This window comes from Aeromonas rivipollensis (genome assembly GCF_037811135.1).
In the GTDB taxonomy this organism is placed as follows: Bacteria; Pseudomonadota; Gammaproteobacteria; order Enterobacterales; family Aeromonadaceae; genus Aeromonas; species Aeromonas rivipollensis.
Map to the genome: position 1 here is coordinate 2,566,612 of NZ_CP149130.1, position 19,043 is coordinate 2,585,654.

The 19,043-nt window shown below is 61.0% G+C and carries 16 protein-coding genes; 7 read left to right on the plus strand and 9 right to left on the minus strand.

The genetic code is table 11. From position 1 onward, the window contains the following. The first annotated feature begins 9 nt into the window (after positions 1-9). A complete protein-coding gene (locus tag WIR04_RS11635; protein WP_338887039.1) occupies positions 10-1,440 on the plus strand; it encodes a 6-phospho-beta-glucosidase in 1,431 nt (476 codons plus the stop codon). A gap of 105 nt (positions 1,441-1,545) precedes the next feature. On the opposite strand, the gene purF is transcribed toward WIR04_RS11635, so the two are convergent. From purF to lrp, 7 genes are all read right to left on the minus strand, one after another. Then, on the minus strand, positions 1,546-3,066 hold the full coding sequence (gene purF, locus WIR04_RS11640; RefSeq protein WP_025326767.1) for an amidophosphoribosyltransferase: 1,521 nt from the start codon (positions 3,064-3,066) through the stop codon (positions 1,546-1,548). An 18-nt stretch (positions 3,067-3,084) separates the two neighbouring features. Beyond that, complete coding sequence (locus tag WIR04_RS11645) at positions 3,085-3,576, minus strand: CvpA family protein (RefSeq protein WP_025326766.1); 492 nt, start codon at positions 3,574-3,576, stop codon at positions 3,085-3,087. 186 nt (positions 3,577-3,762) lie between these two features. Then, positions 3,763-5,058, minus strand: a complete 1,296-nt coding sequence (serS, locus tag WIR04_RS11650; RefSeq protein WP_025326765.1) for a serine--tRNA ligase — start codon at positions 5,056-5,058, stop codon at positions 3,763-3,765. 288 nt (positions 5,059-5,346) lie between these two features. Then, the gene (locus WIR04_RS11655; protein WP_338892550.1) at positions 5,347-6,690 is read right to left on the minus strand and encodes a replication-associated recombination protein A; all 1,344 of its coding nucleotides are present in this window, start codon (positions 6,688-6,690) and stop codon (positions 5,347-5,349) included. Positions 6,691-6,836: 146 nt separating this feature from the next. Continuing rightward, positions 6,837-7,445 carry an outer membrane lipoprotein chaperone LolA gene (gene lolA, locus WIR04_RS11660; protein WP_307764551.1) on the minus strand — a complete coding sequence of 203 codons (609 nt, stop codon included), beginning with the start codon at positions 7,443-7,445 and terminating at the stop codon, positions 6,837-6,839. A gap of 79 nt (positions 7,446-7,524) precedes the next feature. After that, entirely contained in the window at positions 7,525-10,032 is a 2,508-nt protein-coding gene (locus WIR04_RS11665; RefSeq protein ID WP_338887045.1) for a DNA translocase FtsK, read from the minus strand. 192 nt (positions 10,033-10,224) lie between these two features. Further along, positions 10,225-10,716 (minus strand): leucine-responsive transcriptional regulator Lrp, encoded by a 492-nt coding sequence (gene lrp, locus WIR04_RS11670; RefSeq protein ID WP_005300047.1) that lies wholly within the window; start codon positions 10,714-10,716, stop codon positions 10,225-10,227. 150 nt (positions 10,717-10,866) lie between these two features. Between lrp and ald the strand changes: the two genes are divergently transcribed. From ald to WIR04_RS11685, 3 genes are all read left to right on the plus strand, one after another. Beyond that, the gene (gene ald / locus WIR04_RS11675; protein ID WP_338887047.1) at positions 10,867-11,982 is read left to right on the plus strand and encodes an alanine dehydrogenase; all 1,116 of its coding nucleotides are present in this window, start codon (positions 10,867-10,869) and stop codon (positions 11,980-11,982) included. Positions 11,983-12,165: 183 nt separating this feature from the next. Beyond that, the gene (gene trxB, locus WIR04_RS11680; RefSeq protein WP_338887049.1) at positions 12,166-13,116 is read left to right on the plus strand and encodes a thioredoxin-disulfide reductase; all 951 of its coding nucleotides are present in this window, start codon (positions 12,166-12,168) and stop codon (positions 13,114-13,116) included. Positions 13,117-13,172: 56 nt separating this feature from the next. After that, on the plus strand, positions 13,173-14,414 hold the full coding sequence (locus WIR04_RS11685) for a diguanylate cyclase (protein WP_338887051.1): 1,242 nt from the start codon (positions 13,173-13,175) through the stop codon (positions 14,412-14,414). Positions 14,415-14,517: 103 nt separating this feature from the next. Here WIR04_RS11685 and WIR04_RS11690 read toward each other — a convergent pair whose 3' ends face one another. Then, a complete protein-coding gene (locus WIR04_RS11690; protein ID WP_338887053.1) occupies positions 14,518-14,988 on the minus strand; it encodes a glycine zipper 2TM domain-containing protein in 471 nt (156 codons plus the stop codon). 17 nt (positions 14,989-15,005) lie between these two features. On the opposite strand from WIR04_RS11690, the gene aat reads away from it, so the two are divergent. The 3 genes from aat (at position 15,006) to infA (ending at position 16,713) form a co-directional block, all read left to right on the plus strand. Continuing rightward, positions 15,006-15,713, plus strand: coding sequence for a leucyl/phenylalanyl-tRNA--protein transferase (gene aat / locus WIR04_RS11695; protein ID WP_025326757.1), 708 nt, complete (start codon positions 15,006-15,008; stop codon positions 15,711-15,713). After that, positions 15,710-16,426: an arginyltransferase gene (locus WIR04_RS11700; RefSeq protein WP_338887056.1), complete on the plus strand. Its 717-nt coding sequence runs from the start codon at positions 15,710-15,712 to the stop codon at positions 16,424-16,426. The genes aat and WIR04_RS11700 overlap by 4 nt, the downstream gene beginning before the upstream one ends. A gap of 68 nt (positions 16,427-16,494) precedes the next feature. After that, on the plus strand, positions 16,495-16,713 hold the full coding sequence (gene infA / locus WIR04_RS11705) for a translation initiation factor IF-1 (protein WP_005300033.1): 219 nt from the start codon (positions 16,495-16,497) through the stop codon (positions 16,711-16,713). 69 nt (positions 16,714-16,782) lie between these two features. Here infA and clpA read toward each other — a convergent pair whose 3' ends face one another. Beyond that, positions 16,783-19,035: an ATP-dependent Clp protease ATP-binding subunit ClpA gene (gene clpA, locus WIR04_RS11710; RefSeq protein WP_025326755.1), complete on the minus strand. Its 2,253-nt coding sequence runs from the start codon at positions 19,033-19,035 to the stop codon at positions 16,783-16,785. Positions 19,036-19,043 lie beyond the last annotated feature (8 nt).

A 19,043-nucleotide genomic window follows, 5' to 3' on the forward strand; every position in this document is an offset into this window, starting at 1 on the left:
AGGTAACCAATGTCGATAACCAGATTTCCCAAAGGCTTCCTCTGGGGCGGCGCCCAGGCCGCCAACCAGGCGGAAGGCGGCCATCGCGAGGGGGGCAAGGGGCTGACCACGGTCGACATGATCCCCCATGGCGCCAACCGCATGGCGGTCAAGCTTGGCCAGGAGAAGCGCTTCACCCTGCGAGATGACGAGTTCTACCCAAGCCACGAGGCCATCGATTTCTATCACCGCTATAAAGAAGACATCGCCCTGATGGCCGAGATGGGCTTCACGGTGTTTCGCACCTCCATCGCCTGGAGCCGGCTCTATCCCAAGGGGGACGAGGCCGAACCCAATCCCGAGGGCATCGCCTTCTACCGGGCGCTGTTCGAGGAGTGCAAGAAACATGGCATCGAGCCCCTGGTGACCCTGTGCCACTTCGACGTGCCCATGCACCTGGTGGTGGAGTACGGCTCCTGGCGCAACCGCCAGATGGTGGACTTTTTCACCCGCTATGCGCGCACCTGCTTCGAGCAATTCGACGGCCTGGTGAAGTACTGGCTCACCTTCAACGAGATCAATATCCTGCTGCACAGTCCCTTCTCCGGCGCCGGGCTGGTGTTTGAGGAAGGGGAAGAGAGGGAGCAGGTCAAATACCAGGCCGCCCACCACGAGCTGGTGGCGAGCGCCCTGGCGACCCAAATTGCCCACGAGGTGAACCCGGCCAACCAGGTGGGCTGCATGCTGGCGGGGGGCAGCTTCTATCCCTACTCCTGCAAGCCGGAAGATGTCTGGGCCGCGCTGCAGAAGGAGCGGGAGAACCTGCTGTTTATCGATGTGCAGGCTCGGGGCGCCTACCCGGCCTATGCCGCCAGCCTGTTTCGCGAGAAGGGGATCCAGCTCGTCAAGGCGCCGGAGGATGATGAGATCCTCAAACACAGCGTCGACTTCGTCTCCTTCAGCTACTACGCCTCCCGCTGCGCCTCCGCCGACATGAACGCGGGCAACACCAGCGCCGCCAACGTGGTCAAGTCCCTACGAAACCCCCATATCCAGCAGAGCCAATGGGGTTGGGGTATAGACCCGCTCGGCCTTCGCATCACCATGAACAGCCTGTACGATCGCTACCAGAAGCCGCTCTTCCTGGTGGAAAACGGCCTGGGGGCCATCGACGAGATTAACGACGATGGCGAAATAGAGGACGACTATCGCATCGACTACCTGCGCGCGCACATCAGCGCCATGGGGGATGCCATCGCCGACGGGGTGCCGCTCTTGGGCTACACCAGCTGGGGCTGCATCGATCTGGTCTCCGCCTCCACCGGCGAGATGAGCAAGCGCTACGGCTTCGTCCACGTGGACAGGGACGATGCCGGCCGGGGCACCCTGGCGCGCAGGCGCAAGAAGTCGTTCTGGTGGTACCAAAAGGTGATCGCCAGCAACGGGGAAGATCTGGCGTGACGAGGGCCGCCTCCGGTGAGGGAGGCGGCCTGAGGCAGAGACGAAAACAGAGATGGGGGCCTTGGCCCCCATCTCTGTTTCATGTCGACGGCAATCGGAAAACGTTTAACTGCCTTCGTTGAAGATCTCCAGGTTGCTGGTCCCTTCCTGCCACTCGCGCACCGCCTTGTTGTCATCGCTGCGCAGGGCGTTCAGGTGGTCCAGATAGCCCTGATCCACGTCGGAAGTCACGTAGTGGCCATTGAACACCGAGGTCTCGAAGTGGCGCAGCTCGGGGTTGATCTCCCGCACCGCCTCTTCCAGATCTTCCAGATCCTGGAAAATCAGGCCATCGGCGCCGATCAGCTTGCACACCTCTTCCACTTCACGGCCATGGGCGATCAGCTCGTTGGCGGTGGGCATGTCGATGCCATAGACGTTGGGGAAGCGAATTTCCGGTGCCGCCGAGGCGAAATAGACCTTGGCCGCCCCCGCTTCACGGGCCATCTGGATGATCTGCTCCGAGGTGGTGCCACGGACGATGGAGTCATCCACCAGCAGCACCTTCTTGCCCTTGAATTCGGAGCTGATGGCGTTGAGCTTGCGACGCACCGACTTCTTGCGCTGGGTCTGGCCCGGCATGATGAAGGTACGGCCGATGTAGCGGTTCTTCACGAAGCCCTGGCGGTAAGGCAGGCCCAGGGTATGGGCGATTTCCAGCGCCACGTCGCAGGAGGTCTCGGGGATGGGGATGACCACGTCCACGTCGAGATCTTCCCACTCCCGTGCAATCTTCTTGCCCAGCTTGCGACCCATGTTGAGGCGGGCGGCGTAGACGGAGACCTTGTCGATGCAGGAGTCGGGGCGCGCGAAGTAGACGTACTCGAAGATGCAGGAGCTCATCTGCGGGTTTTCCGCACACTGCTCGGAGAAGAGCTGGCCCTGCTCTGTGATGTAGATGGCCTCGCCCGGGGCGACGTCACGCACCGTCTCGAAACCGATGGCGTCCAGCGCCACGCTCTCGGAGGCGAGCATGTACTCCACCTGGCCCTGATCGTCGACGCGACGACCCAGGATCAGCGGACGAATGCCGTTGGGATCGCGAAAGCCGATAAGGCCGTGACCGATCACCAGGGAGACCACGGCATAGGCGCCGCGGATCTGCTGGTGCACCTTGCGCACCGCAGAGAAGATATCCTCCGGCCGCAGCGCCATCTTGTCGCACAGATCCAGCTCGTGGGCCAGCACGTTCAGCAGCACTTCGGAATCCGAGGTGGTGTTGATGTGGCGGCGGGCCACCTTGAACTGCTGCTCCTTGAGATCCTTGGCGTTGGTGAGGTTGCCGTTGTGGGCCAGCACCATGCCGTAGGGAGAGTTCACGTAAAAAGGTTGGGCTTCAGCGGCACTGGAGCTGCCTGCGGTGGGATATCTGACATGTCCTATGCCGATATGCCCCTTCAGTCGCTGCATGTGGCGCACTTCAAACACATCCTTCACCAGGCCGTTGGCCTTGCGTTGCCGGAAGTTTCCACTGTCAATGGTCACGATCCCGGCGGCATCCTGTCCCCTGTGCTGCAACACCGTCAAGGCGTCGTAGAGGGCCTGATTGACGGGGGTGGTGCCAACTATACCGACAATACCGCACATGTCTTTGCTACCTCGAAGTCACTGTACCTGTTGAAGAAAACTGGACGAGTTCAGCATGAACCCGAAAAACCACTGGATCACCGGCTTGAACTCGGGAACCAGTCTGGACGCCACCCACCAGTCGCTCTGGGAGAGGCTGGTGAAGGTATCCATAAAAAACAGCAGGGCACTGACGATCAGTACCCCGCGAATGGCGCCAAAACAGACACCCAGCACCCGATCCGTGCCGGAGAGTCCCGTCTTTTCCACCAGCAAGCCCACCACGTAGTTGACCACGCTCCCCAGGATCAGGGTCGCCACGAAGAGGGCGGCGATGGCCAGGCCGTTGCGCACCATGGCGTCGGAGAAGGAGGTGAAGTAGACGGCGAGATCGGGATAGAAATGGCTGGCAATGAAAAAGGCGACGAACCAGGTGACGAGGGACATGGCTTCCTTCAGGAAGCCGCGCACCAGGCTGATGAGGGCAGAGAAACCGACGATGCCGATGATGGCGTAATCAATCCAGACCATAGAAAAGGATGTCCTGCGAAATTGCGGCGCAGTCTAACAAAAACGATTGCGCAATGCTTGATAAAAATGTGTTAAAGGTTCAATTGAGCTCCGAAGGAGACCACTCCCTCCCCTGCCGGGGGGCGACCGGCGCCCAAATGCACAACGCCATGGCATGGCCATGGCGTTGTGTTCAGCAAAGGGAGCTTACCCTATGTGGGTCAGGCCGCCCATGTAGGACTGCAGCGCCGCCGGGATGGCGATGCGGCCGTCTTCCTGCTGGTAGTTCTCGATCACCGCCACCAGGGTGCGGCCCACCGCCAGGCCGGAGCCGTTCAGGGTGTGCAGCAGCTGCGGCTTGCCGTCGACACGCACGCGGGCCTGCATGCGGCGCGCCTGGAAGTCGGTGCAGTTGGAGACCGACGAGATCTCGCGGTAGGTGTTCTGGGCCGGCAGCCAGACTTCCAGATCGTAGGTCTTGGCGGCGCAGAAGCCCATGTCACCGGTACAGAGCGCCATCACGCGATAGGGCAGCTCCAGCAGTTGCAGTACCTTCTCGGCGTGACCCACCATCTCTTCCAGCGCATCCCAGGACTTTTCCGGGTGCACCAGCTGGACCATCTCGACCTTGTCGAACTGGTGCATGCGGATCAGACCCCGGGTATCACGGCCATAAGAGCCGGCTTCGGAGCGGAAGCAGGGGCTGTGGGCGGTCATCTTGATGGGCAGTTCCTGCTCGTCGAAGATCTCGTCGCGGGCCATGTTGGTGAGCGGCACTTCGGAGGTCGGGATCAGGGAGAACTTGCGCATCTTGCCCTCGTCTTCCCCTTCGCCCTCGATACCGGTGTTGAAGAGATCCTGGGAGAACTTGGGCAGCTGGCCGGTGCCGTACAGGCTGTCCGGGTTCACCAGGTAGGGCACGTAGCATTCGGTGTAGCCGTGCTGCAGGGTGTGCAGGTCCAGCATGAACTGCGCCAGGGCGCGGTGCAGGCGGGCAATCTGACCCTTCATCACCACAAAGCGGGCACCGGAGAGCTTGACGCCGTTCTTGAAGTCCACGCCCTTGGCCGCTTCGCCGAGATCGATGTGATCCCGCACCGGGAAGCTGAATTCGCGCGGGGTACCCCAGTGGCGAACGATCACGTTGTCGTTCTCGTCGCGGCCCACCGGGGTGCTGTCGCTCGGCAGGTTGGGGATGGCGTCGGAGATGGCCTTGATCTCGCCCAGCAGTGCCTCGAGCTCGACCTTGCTGGTCTCCAGCTCGTCGTTGATCTTGGTCACCTCGGCCTTGAGGGGAGCCACATCTTCGCCGCGACGGGCAGCCTCACCGATGGACTTGGAGCGGGCGTTGCGCTCGGCCTGCAGCTCCTGGGTACGGGACTGCAGATCCTTGCGTTTCTCTTCCAGAGCATTGACAGCCGCTACGTCCAGCGCGTAGCCACGTGCAGCCAGACGAGCGGCGGCCTCTTCGATATCGCTGCGCAGATATTTGGGATCCAGCATGGTTTACCTACTTTTTTTAATGGGATCTGGGCCTGGGTCATCCGCCCTGGCGAGAAAACAGATCCGGAAGTTAACATCGGTTGGCGCACCCCTATGTCTTCGGAATCGGGCCTTCTAAATCAAGAAGATGGTGCAAGGCCAAGACAAGCGGGGTCAGAGGGGCAGTGTAGCAGACCGCCCCCCCGCCCGAACAGGGCGTATTGCTGTCGTTTTTGCCAAGTTTGACGGCATCGGCAGCCTTATCTTCGCCGATCCGAGCGATCCGCATGCTGCCCGGGCAAGGCGCCCTTACTTCTCTCTTTGACGCGGGCTTTGGCGGTCCAGCTCGCGCAGATAGTCGAGCTTCTGGGCGATCTGCTTCTCGAGACCCCGATCGGTAGGCTGGTAGTAGTGCTTGCCTGCCAGCTCGGGGGGGAAGTACTCCTCGCCGGCGGCATAGGCGCCGGGTTCGTCGTGGGCATAGCGGTACTCTGCGCCATAGCCGAGCTCGCTCATCAACTTGGTCGGTGCGTTGCGCAGGTGCGGCGGCACCTCGAAGTCCGGCAGGTTTTTGGCGTCATTGAGCGCCGCCTTCCAGGCGGTGTAGACCGCATTGCTCTTGGGGGCACAGGCGAGATAGACGATGGCCTGGGCGATGGCCCGCTCCCCTTCCGCCGGGCCTATCCGATGGAAGCAGTCCCAGGCCGACAGCGCCACCTGCATGGCGCGGGGATCGGCGTTGCCCACGTCTTCCGAGGCAATCGCCAGCAAGCGGCGGGCGATGTAGAGGGGATCGCAACCGGCACTCACCATGCGGGCATACCAGTAGAGGGCCGCATCCGGCGCCGAGCCGCGAATGGACTTGTGCACCGCCGAAATGAGGTCGTAGAAGTGATCGCCGCCCTTGTCGAAGCGCGCCACGTGCTCCCCCACCACGGCGGCGAGCAGGGCGCTGTCGATCACCCTCTCCCCTGCCCCATTGGCCTCGGCCATGTCGGCCAACAGCTCCAGGTAGTTGAGGGACTTGCGCCCGTCCCCATCCACGGCTTTGGCCAGCGCCGCCTTCACCCCGGGGGCAAAGGTGAGGCTGGGGTCATTGAGACCACGCGGATCCTGCATCGCCTGATCGAGCATGGCGAGGATGTCCTCCTCCTCAAGCCGTTTGAGCAGGTAGACCCGGGCCCGGGAGAGCAGTGCGTTGTTGAGTTCGAACGAGGGGTTTTCGGTGGTAGCACCGATGAAGGTGATGGTGCCGTCTTCGATGTGGGGCAGGAACACATCCTGCTGGCTCTTGTTGAAGCGGTGCACCTCGTCCACGAAGAGGATGGTGCGCACCCCGCGCCAGCTGTTCTCCTTCGCCTTGTCGATGGCGGCGCGGATCTCCTTGATGCCGGAGGTGACCGCTGAGAGCCGCTCCACCTCGGCCTGGCAGTAGTGGGCCATCAACTCGGCGAGGGTGGTCTTGCCGGTGCCGGGCGGTCCCCACAGGATCATGGAGTGGCAGTGCCCCGCCAGGATCGCCTTGCGCAGGGGCTTGTCGGCCCCCAGGATGTGCTGCTGGCCTATGTACTGATCCAGGGTTTGCGGCCGCATCCTGGCCGCCAGCGGACGAAAGTCCGACGAGAAATCCAGCGACAAGTTGCTCATCTGTATTGACCGTTCAGTATCACGCATACCGCCATGGAAAAACGGTCCGGCGAGAAATCCAATAAGAGGTTAATCATCTGTATTGACCCCCAGCGTCACGCCCGTCGCCGTTGACAGACGGGCTGACGAGAAATCCAACGACCGCCTGCTCATCAGCGCTGATCGTCCAGTGCGACCCCCTTGGGTATCTTGAACACGAACTCGTTGCCCTTGAGCACGGGTTTGCGGTTGAAGTTGCTCAAGGTGAATTCGCTCCACTGCCCCTGGGCCTCTTTCACGTCGAACCGGCTGATGTTGTTCTGACGGTCGAAGGTGATACGGAAGGAGGCGATCAGCTCATCCTTGTTGCGGCTGGTGACTGTGTAGACGTCACCCTGCTGGGTCACGTCGTAGTTCTTCCAGAGCCCGATATCGTTGCCGGCGATCAGCACGAAGGGGGTATTGAGCACCGCATCCTTCATCTTGAGGGCGGTGACCTGCTCGACGAAGGGGTCATAGACCCACACATCCTTGCCGTCCGCCACTATCAGGCTCTCGTCCGGGGCAGTGGTGTGCCAGTTGAAGCGATTCGGGCGCTGCACCAGCAGATCGCCGCTCGCCTTCTGCAGCTCCTTGCCCTTGCTGTCATAGACGGTCTGGGCAAACTTGGCCGAGAACAGGCTGACGCCCGTCAGCTTCTGCTTGAGGTCGCTGGCCGCATCGGCCCACACCTGGCTGCTGGCGACCAGCAGCACTGTTCCCATCAACAGTTGTTTTTTCATCACGCTCTTCATAATGAGGCTCTCGATAAAAGGCCACGCCGCGTTGGGCATGGCCAGGTAATTAGTGAAAGGGTGAGACTCAGTCCCGCACCGGGGGCGGTGCCAGCACGTCGCGCTGGCCGTTGCCCCCCGGAGAGCTGACGATGCCCTGGTTTTCCATCTGCTCGATGAGACGGGCCGCTCTGTTGTAACCAATCTTGAACTTGCGCTGCACGCTGGAGGTCGAGCCACGGCGGGATTCCACCACGAAGGCGACCGCCTCGTCGAACAGGGGATCGAGCTCCTCGTCACCACCGCCGCCGTACTCGCCGCCACCGCCCTCGCCGTCCGACTCACCGGAGAGGATCTCCTCGATGTAGTTCGGCTCGCCACGCAGTTTCCAGTCCGCCACCACCTTGTGCACCTCGTGGTCATCGACGAAGGCGCCGTGGACCCGGGTCGGGTTGGAGGTACCGGCCGGCATGTAGAGCATGTCGCCCATGCCGAGCAGGGATTCGGCGCCGCCCTGATCCAGGATGGTGCGCGAATCGATCTTGCTCGACACCTGGAAGGAGATCCGGGTCGGAATGTTGGCCTTGATGAGGCCGGTGATCACATCCACAGAGGGGCGCTGGGTCGCGAGGATGAGGTGAATACCGGCCGCCCGCGCCTTCTGGGCGATACGGGCAATCAGCTCTTCCACCTTCTTGCCGACGATCATCATCATGTCGGCGAACTCGTCCACCACCACGACTATGTGAGGCAGTTTTTCCAACTCAGGCGGCATCTGATCCATGGAGTCACCCGGACGCCACAGGGGATCCCGCAGGGGTTCACCCTCGGCGGCCGCGGCCAGCACCTTGTCGTTGTAACCCTTGAGGTTGCGCACCCCGACCGCGGACATCAGCTTGTAGCGACGCTCCATCTCCCCCACGCACCAGCGCAGGGCGTTGGCGGCGTCCTTCATGTCGGTAACCACCTCGGTCAGCAGATGGGGGATCCCTTCGTAGACCGAGAGTTCCAGCATCTTGGGGTCGATCATGATGAAGCGCAGATCCTCGGGGGAAGATTTGTAGAGCATGGAGATGATCATGGTGTTGACCCCCACCGACTTACCGGAGCCGGTGGTACCGGCCACCAGCAGGTGGGGCATCTTGGCCAGGTTCACCACCACGGGTTCCCCTGCTATGTCCTGCCCCAGCCCCATGGTCAGCGGATTGTGGCTGCCCGAGAAGGCCTCGCAGTCCAGGGTCTCCCGCAGGTAGACGGTCTGGCGCACCCGGTTGGGCAACTCGATGCCGACGAAGGTCTTGCCCGGGATCACCTCCACCACCCGCACGCTGCTGGCGGACAGCGAACGGGCGAGATCCCGGGAGAGGTTGGTGATCTTGCTCGCCTTCATGCCCGGCGCCAGATCCAGCTCGAAGCGGGTGATCACAGGGCCCGGATAGACGCCGACCACCTTGGCCTGCACGTTGTAGTCGGCGAGTTTCGCCTCCACCAGCCGGCCCATGCGGTCCAGCTCGTCCTTGCTCATCATCTGGGTCTTGGCAGGCGGTCTGTCCAGCAGCTCTATGCTCGGCAGCGGCGCCATGGCAGGCTGGGGGCGACGCTTGGGCTTGACCGGTGCGGCGACCGCAGGCGCGCCAGCAGCTTCCTCCCCTTCCGCCCAGGGCAGATCGAGTTCGTCATCCCCGTCATCGGCCAGGGCCGGCTGACGGCGGGCATTGGCAACGGCGGCGCGCTTGGGTCTGGCCACGGGCGCCGGCTCGTCCTCTTCATCATCGAATTGCGGATCGAACTGGAAGGTATCCTCATCGAGCTCCGGCAGCCATTCGTCAGATTTTGACTTCTGGCTCCCCTTGGCCTTGGGGTTGCGCGTCCAGCTGCTATGGGGCTCGTCCTCTTCCTCGTCGAGATCCAGGGCTCCCACGCCCCCTTCCAGCAGGGGATCCGGCCCCTCAAAACGGGGCTGGCGCCAGCCGCCAGTCAGCCAGCGACCCAACGTGGTGGGGAAATGGTAGATGGCGCTGACGCTGCCGGTGCAGGTGGCACCGATCCGCTCGACGATGGTGAGCCAGGACCAGCCGGTGAACAGGGTGATGCCGGTGGCCACGAAGCAGAGCAGCATCAGGTTGGCCCCGACCCTGCCAAACAGGGGCACCACGGCGGACGCGATCACGTCCCCCACCAGGCCGCCTGCGGAGAAATTCTGCAAGTCATTGAAGTTCATGCTGGCAATCGCCGACATGCCGAGCACCGTCAGGACGAAGCCGATGATGCGCACCGACAGGGTGAGATAGTCCACCTCCAGCAGCCGGCTCGGGCGCCAGAACAGACTCCAGCCGAGCAGCACCACCAGGGGAGGCACCAGATAGGAGAAGGCACCGAAGGTGAACATGGTGATGTCGGCGAGCCAGGCACCGGCGCTGCCCGCCAGGTTCTTCACCTCACCCTGCCAGGAGGTCTGGGACCAACCGGGATCGGCGGGATGGTAGGTCAACAGGGCAAGCAAGAGATAGGCAGCCATCAGCGTGATGGCGATCAAGACGGCCTCGAAGATCCGTTGCGTACCTGACAAAGGAGTAAACAGCTTTTTATCGGCCAAACTCCGGCTCCTTTCTGAAAACATGTAATGCGGGGATAGGGGGCCTAGTATCCCTGAAAAGCCCACCGATTGTCAGCCAGTGCCTGAGGGCGGGGCCATGAATACAGTAATAAGAAGAAACGAGCGGACCGGCCGCTCGTTTCTGACTATCGTGACTCGTCGTGGTGCTTGCAAGTCACAGCACAATCCCGCTTATCGGGTGCTGATCACCAGACGGCTGCTCTGTTTGACCTCTTCCATGACCACATAGGTACGGGTGTCATTGACGCCGGGCAGACGCAGCAGGGTTTCCCCCAGCAGGCGGCGATAGGCCGACATGTCGCTGACGCGGGTCTTGAGCAGATAGTCGAAATCACCGGACACCAGATGGCACTCCTGGATCTCTTCGAGCACCTGAACAGCCTTGTTGAACTGTTCGAACACGTCGGGGGCGCCACGATTGAGGGTAATTTCCACGAACACCAGCAGAGACGCATCCAGATAATGAGGGTTCAGAATAGCGGCATATCCTTCGATATAGCCTTGACGCTCGAGGCGACGAACCCGTTCCAGACACGGTGTGGGACTCAGGCCAACTCGTTTGGACAACTCAACGTTCGAAATCCTGCCATCCTTTTGCAGTTCATTCAGAATGTTGCGGTCAATCCTGTCCAAATCCTTTAGCCGACTCTTAGCTTCCATCATTTAATTCCATCCTTTGGCTATTTTTTGGTAAGAATCACCAGTCATTTTATAATAATGGTCACAAATCCTGTCAATACCTGAATATACTAGGCGCAAATGTTGCTTAACATCTGGGCAACATAAACCACCAATCGATAGACGAGGGATAGCATGATTATCGGTGTACCTAAGGAAATAAAAAACCATGAATATCGCGTAGGCATGGTTCCGGCCAGTGTACGTGAACTGACAGCACGAAACCATACCGTTTTCGTCCAAAGCGGCGCAGGAAATGGCATTGGCTTCAGTGACGCAGATTATCTGGCTGCCGGAGCCGAGATCCTGGCCTCCGCGGCAGACGTTTTCGCCAAGGCGGAGATGATCGTCAAGGTCAAGGAACCCCAGGCGGTCGAGCGTGCCATGCTGCGTCCGGGCCAGACCCTCTTTACCTACCTGCACCTGGCGCCAGACCTGGCCCAGACCCAGGAGCTGGTCGACAGCGGCGCCGTCTGCATCGCCTACGAGACAGTCACCGACGGCCGTGGCGGCCTGCCCCTGCTGGCCCCCATGTCGGAAGTGGCCGGACGCATGTCTATTCAGGCCGGTGCCCAGGCGCTGGAGAAGTCCCGCGGGGGTAGCGGCATGCTGCTCGGCGGCGTCCCCGGGGTCGAACCGGCCAAGGTGGTGATCATCGGCGGTGGCGTGGTGGGTTCCAACGCAGCCCGCATGGCCATCGGCCTGCGTGCCGACGTGACCATACTCGACAACAACATCGACACCCTGCGCCGTCTCGACAGCGAGTTCCAGGGGGCGGCCAAGGTGGTTTACTCCAATCGCGAGACCCTGGAGCGCCATCTGCTGGCGGCGGATCTGGTTATCGGCGGCGTGCTGGTGCCGGGCGCCACTGCGCCAAAACTTGTCAGCCGTGACCACATTGCACGCATGAAGCCGGGCTCCGCCATCGTGGACGTGGCCATCGATCAGGGCGGCTGTGTCGAGACCTCGCACGCCACCACCCATGAGGATCCCACCTTCATCGTCGACGAGGTGGTGCACTACTGCGTGGCCAACATGCCAGGCGCCGTGGCCCGCACCTCCACCGTGGCCCTCAACAACGCCACCCTGCCCTTCATCATCAAGCTGGCGGAACAGGGCTATCGCGGTGCACTGCTCAGCGACCCCCACCTGTTGCACGGCCTGAACGTGATGGCGGGCAAGATCACCTGCAAGGAGGTCGCCGTGGCGCACAACCTGGCCTACACGGATCCCCTGACCCTGCTGAACTGATCCCGCCCCCGCAAGGGTGCGTCGATGAGTGAAAATCCGCCCGCGATGGGCGGTTTTTTTATGGCGTAATCAGACCACCTTCCCCCCTCTTTGACGATTGCCACAATCGACGCGCTGGCCTTTGACCCCGGATCACGAATTACCTACAATCGCGCAAACTCATCACGTCTCGGAAATCACATCATGAGCCAAGTTACTCATAGCAAACTGCTGATCCTGGGGTCAGGCCCTGCGGGTTACACCGCCGCCGTCTACGCCGCCCGCGCCAACCTAAATCCCCTGCTCATCACCGGCATGCAGCAAGGTGGTCAGCTGACCACCACCACTGAGGTGGAAAACTGGCCTGGTGATGCGGAAGGGCTGACCGGCCCGGCCCTGATGGAGCGCATGAAAGAGCATGCGGAAAAATTCGATACCCGCATCCTCTTTGATCACATCAATGAAGTGGAGCTGACCCAGCGCCCCTTCCGTCTCAAGGGTGACAACGGTGAATACACTTGCGACGCGCTGATCATCGCCACCGGCGCCTCCGCCAAGTACCTGGGGCTGCCTTCCGAGGAGTCCTTCAAGGGCCGTGGCGTCTCCGCCTGTGCCACCTGTGACGGCTTCTTCTATCGCAACCAGGAAGTGGCCGTGGTCGGCGGCGGCAACACCGCCGTGGAAGAGGCGCTCTATCTGGCCAACATCGCCAAGAAGGTGCACCTGATCCACCGCCGCGACGAGTTCCGCGCCGAGAAGATCCTGATCAAGCGCCTCAATGACAAGGTCGAGAGCGGCAACATAGTGCTGCACACTCACCAGACCCTGGACGAGGTGCTGGGTGACAACATGGGCGTGACCGGCGTTCGCCTGCGCAGCACCCGGGACGACACCACCTCCGAGCTGCCGCTGATGGGGGTCTTCATCGCCATCGGTCACCAGCCCAACACTCAGATCTTCGAAGGCCAGCTGGCGATGGAAAACGGCTACCTCAAGGTTCGTGGCGGCCTGGAAGGGTTCGCGACCCAGACCAGCATCCCGGGTGTGTTTGCCGCAGGCGACGTGGCCGATCACGTTTACCGTCAGGCGATCACCTCAGCCGGTACCGGCTGCATGGCGGCCCTGGATGCCGAGCGATATCTGGACGCACAATAAGCACAAGGATATAAAGGGCATGCCAAGTGGCATGCCCTTTTCTTTTAAGGAGCCGGATGAAACGGAAAATAATGATTGTGGAAGACAGCCTGACGGTGCGCCGCATGTTGACCCAGGCCATTGCGCAGCAGACCGGGCTGGAGATAGATGCGTTCGATACCTTGGAGGGCGCCCGCGACTGCCAGAGAGAAGAGTACGTGGTCGCCCTGGTGGATCTCACCCTACCGGACGCCCCCAGCGGAGAAGCCGTCAATGTGCTGCTGGCGCGGGGTCTGCCCGTGGTGATCCTCACCGCCGACATCAGCGAGGAGAAACGGGAAGCCTGGCTGGAGGCCGGAGTGCTGGATTACGTGATGAAGGATTCACGCCACTCCCTGCAATACGCCGTCAGCCTGGTGCACCGCCTCTACCTCAACCAGGCCATTGAGGTGCTGGTGGTCGATGACTCCCGCACCTCCCGTCATCGCACCGCTGCCCAATTGCGCAAGCAGCTGCTGCTGGTACACGAGGCAACCTGCGCCCGGGATGCCCTGGCCCTGCTCGAGCAGCACCCGGCCATTCGCCTGATGCTGGTGGATTACTACATGCCGGAGATAGACGGCATCAGCCTGGTGCGGATGCTGCGGGAGCGCTACAGCAAGCAGCAGCTCGCCATCATCGGCATCTCGGTGTCGGACAAGCACGGCCTCTCTGCCCGCTACCTCAAGCAGGGGGCGAACGATTTTCTCAACCAGCCGTTCGAGCCCGAGGAGCTGCAGTGCCGGGTCAGCCACAATCTGGAGGCCCTTGAGCAGTTCAACAGCATCCAGGAATCCGCCAATCGCGACTACCTGACCGGGCTCTACAACCGGCGTTACTGGTTCAACGAGGGGCAGAAGTGGTTCGAGGAGCATCAGCGTCAGCAGGCGCAGCTCGCCCTGTGCGTGCTCGATGTGGATCATTTCAAGCAGGTCAACGATCACTGGGGCCATGCCATCGGCGATGAGCTGCTCTGCCACCTGACCCGGTTGCTCTCCCAGTTCTTCCCGGATGCCATGATAGCCCGCTTCGGCGGAGAGGAGTTTGCCCTGATGGTGCCCCACTGCCCGGTTCCCGTGCTGCTCAAGCGGCTGGAGGGGCTGCGGCAACAGCTGCGTCAGCAGCCGCTGTCACGGGAAGTGCCGCTGTTCGTGCGCGCCAGTTTTGGCGTCATCAACGTCGGGCGGCTCTCCATGGACGAGGCACTCTGCGAGGCAGATCGCCAGCTGTATCAGGCAAAGAACACGGGTCGTGACAAGATAGTCTCCCAAGACGCCTGAGCACGTCTCGAGTGAGACGCTCCGTGTAGTACCGCCCGGCGCCCCTTGCGGCCGCCGGGTTATTCCCCCGCCTCACAGCTACCCTGCCCGTTCACGGGTTTCCTCAATAGGTCTTGTCGACCCGCACCCCATCGCTGAAATAGAGGATGCGCACCTTGTCCCCCCTCGCAAACACCATGGCCGGATCGTAATCCTGGATCACGTTGATAAGCCCGTCTTGCTCGTTGCGGATTAGCAGCTCCACCAGCTTGTTCTCCACCACGCTGCCCCCTGACTGGTAGTGCTGCACCGCGGCCGCCCCCGCCAATGCCCCCACTGCTGTGGCTATCTCCCGCCCATGACCGCCGCCAAACTGGTTGCCGAGCAGCCCCCCCAGCACGGCGCCCCCCAGGGTTTTCCAGCCGGTGTGCTCGGATTCCACCACCTGCCGCTGGGTGATGTTGCGCACCGTGTCTACCTGGCCAAACACCACCTGATCGACGGGGCGCGCCGTATTGCGCTCATAGGGTGTGGCCCAGGCGGGCGCCGTGACAAAGCCCAGCAAGCTGGATACTATCAGGATAATGGCCTTCATCTGTGAACCTCTGTCTTATGTCTCGCTATCTCACCGAACTGGATGATGAGCTGTGCTGGTTTCCCTCCCCCAGCCACGCGCTGGAAGAGCCCAACGGCCTGCTGGCGATCGGGGGAGATCTCTCTCCTGCTCGATTGCTGGCAGCTTATCACAGCGGGATCTTTCCGTGGAATGAGCCACACCAGCCGCTGCTCTGGTGGTCGCCGGATCCCAGGGGGGTGATAGTGCCCGATGAACTGCACATAGGGCGCAGCCTGCAGAAGTGTCTGCGCCGCACCAGCTTCGACATTACCATCGATAGTGCCTTCGATGAGGTGATAGCGGCCTGCGCCGCCCCCCGTCGCAGCGCCAGCGGCACCTGGATTAGCGCCCCCATGATCGACGCCTATCGGCAGTTGCACCGCCTGGGCCATGCCCACTCCGTCGAGATCTGGCAGGACGGGGAGTTGCAAGCGGGACTCTACGGTCTCTCCCTGGGCCGCCTCTTCTGCGGCGAATCCATGTTCAGCCGCATCGATAACGGCGCCAAACTGGCCATGGTGGCGCTCTGTCGTCACTTTTCACGCCATGGGGGTGCCCTCATCGACTGCCAGATGCAGAACGACTTTCTGGCCACCTTGGGGGTCCAGGAGTGGCCAAGAAGCCGGTTTCTGACCACATTGGCGAGCCTGATTAAGCAACCACTGCAGGACGGTTGCTGGCAGCAGAGGAGAATCAGCCTATGACCGAAGAAGTGATCCTCAAGGTAGGCCTGACCCCCAGACACCCATGCAGCTACCTCGGTCATGAGCAGGAGCAGTTGCTGGTACTGATGGATCATGAGCTGCTCAATGCTGCCGGTTATGAGCGATTGCTGACGGCGGGATTCAGGCGCAGTGGCAACGACATCTATCGCCCCCATTGCCCGGCCTGCAGTGCCTGCCAGTCACTGCGCATTCACAGCGAGCGTTTCGTGCCGAACCGTGGCCAGAAACGCGTTCGTCAGCTAAACCGGGATCTCGAGCTGGTGCTGAGCTACGACGACAAACCCGATTACTACCAGCTCTATGAGCGCTACATCCGCGAGCGCCATCACGATGGCAGCATGTACCCGCCGAGTCGGACCCAGTACAAGGGATTCCTGCACTGCGACTGGATGCCACCGCTCTACCTGGAAATTCGCAAGGAAGGACGTCTCATCGGGGTGGCCACCACGGACCTGCTCCCCCACTCCATGAGCGCCATGTATACCTTCTTCGATCCGGACTATGCCGACCGCTCGCTGGGCACCTTTGCCATTCTGAGCCAGTTGGAACTGGCCAGGCGCACCGGTCGCAGCTGGCTGTATCTGGGCTACCTGGTGGAGGCCTGTCGCAAGATGAATTACAAACGCCAATACCTGCCCCACGAGCTGCTGGTACAGGGAGAATGGAAAAATATCGACACCAAGCCCGAGTAAACTTTACACATAGCCTTAAATCCGGCATGATCCAGCGGTTTTTTGTTGTGGCTTATCAAGAGGATTCAATGGCTAAAGAAGACAGTATTGAGATGCAGGGTACCATTCTCGAAACCTTGCCCAATACCATGTTCCGTGTGGAACTGGAAAATGGTCACGTGGTTATCGCTCATATTTCCGGCAAGATGCGCAAAAACTACATCCGTATCCTGACTGGGGACAAAGTAACGGTGGCTCTGACTCCGTACGATCTCTCCAAGGGACGTATTGTTTTCCGCTCTCGCTAAGCCAGGAATTCAGCAAAAAACCCCAGCCTCTCGGTTGGGGTTTTTTGTCGTTTCTGGCCTCAATCACATTTAGTGAGAGACAGCTTCAACATTGACCTGGAAGTCAAAGCTGAGGCTGTTATTCACCAGCTCCACTCTCACCACTCCGCCTTCGACCAGTGAGCCAAACAGGATCTCATTGGCCAACGGCTTCTTGAGGTGCTCCTGAATGACCCGTCCCATGGGTCTTGCACCCATTGCCCGATCATAACCTTTCTCGGCCAACCAGTGGCGCGCCTCTTCAGATACCTCCAGTGACACCCCTTTGGCATCCAGCTGTACCTGCAGTTCGACGATGAACTTGTCGACGACCTGATGGATCACCGCCATGTCCAGATGGTTGAACCAGATGGTGTGATCGAGCCGGTTGCGGAACTCCGGGCTGAACGTCTTGTTGATCACCGCCATGGCGTCGTGGCTCATGTCCTGCTGCTGGAAGCCAATGGACTTGCGCTGGGTCTCCTGCACACCCGCGTTGGTGGTCATCACCAGGATCACGTTGCGAAAATCGGCCTTGCGTCCGTTGTTGTCCGTCAGGGTGCCGTTGTCCATAACTTGCAACAGCAAGTTGAAGACATCCGGGTGCGCCTTCTCGATCTCGTCCAGCAGCACCACCGAATGGGGATGCTTGAGCACAGAATCGGTCAGCAAGCCGCCCTGCTCGAAACCCACATAACCCGGAGGCGCCCCGATCAGGCGGGAGACGGTATGGCGCTCCATGTATTCGGACATATCAAAGCGCAGTACCTCGACTCCGAGCGCCTTGCCGAGTTGCTGGGTGACTTCGGTCTTGCCTACCCCGGTCGGGCCGGCAAACAGGAAGCAGCCCACAGGGCGACGCTCGTTGCCAAGGCCGGAGCGTGACAGCCGGATGGCATCGGTCAATACGGTGATGGCCTTGTCCTGGCCGAACACCACCATCTTGAGGTTGCGCTCCAGGTTCTTCAGCACCTCCTTGTCGGAAGAGGAGACTGATTTCTCCGGGATGCGGGCAATCTTCGCGACTATGGCCTCGATTTCCGGCACATTGATCACTTTTTTACGCTTGCTGACCGGCAGCAGACGTTGCCCCGCCCCCGCCTCGTCGATCACGTCGATGGCCTTGTCCGGCAGGTGACGGTCATTGATGTACTTGGCGGAGAGCTCGACCGCGGCACGGATGGCCTTGACGGTGTAACGAACGCCATGGTGCGCCTCATAACGGCTCTTGAGCCCCATCAGAATACGGGTGGTGTCATCTATGCTCGGCTCGACGATGTCGATCTTCTGGAAACGGCGCGCCAGAGCCCGATCTTTTTCAAAAATCTGGGAGTATTCCTGATAGGTGGTGGATCCCACGCAGCGCAGCAGACCATTGGAGAGCAGCGGCTTGATGAGGTTGGCCGCATCCAGCTGGCCGCCAGAGGCTGCACCCGCCCCAATGATGGTATGGATCTCGTCGATGAAGAGGATGGCACCTTCCTGGCGTTCAATCTGCTTGAGCAGCACCTTGAGACGCTTCTCGAAGTCACCGCGGTACTTGGTGCCTGCCAGCAGGGAGCCCATGTCCAGAGAGTAGATGGTGCTGTTTGCTATCACCTCGGGCACGTCACCCTTGACGATGCGATAGGCGAGCCCCTCGGCGATGGCGGTCTTGCCCACACCGGCTTCCCCCACCAGCAAGGGATTGTTCTTGCGGCGACGGCACAACACCTGGATGGTACGACTCAGCTCCTGATCGCGACCGATAAGCGGGTCGATGCGCCCCTCCAGCACCAACTGGTTGAGGTTGGTGGCGAAGCTCTCGATCTGGGCGGAGGAGACCTCATCGTCGGACTCGGCATTGTTGCCGCCACTCTCGGGCTTGCTGTCTTTGCGCACCCCGTGGGAGAGGAAGTTCACCACGTCCAGCCGGCTGATCTCGGCCTTTTTCAGGAAGTAGGCGGCCTGGGACTCCTGTTCGCTGAAGATGGCGACCAGCACATTGGCGCCGCTTACCTCGGTATTGCCCGACGACTGGACATGGAACACGGCACGTTGCAGCACGCGCTGGAAACCAAGGGTCGGTTGGGTTTCTCTGTCTTCGTCATCGCGGGGGATGAGCGGGGTCGTTTGATTGATGAATGCGCGAATTTCCTTGCGCATCTGCTCCACATCCGCACCACACGAACTCAGCGCCTCATGGGCTGAGCTGTTATCCAGCAGGGCTAACAACAGGTGCTCGACGGTCATGAATTCGTGGCGCTCGTCACGGGCCAGTTTGAAAGCCTCGTTCAGCGTCTTTTCTAGATCTTTGTTCAACATAGGCACCT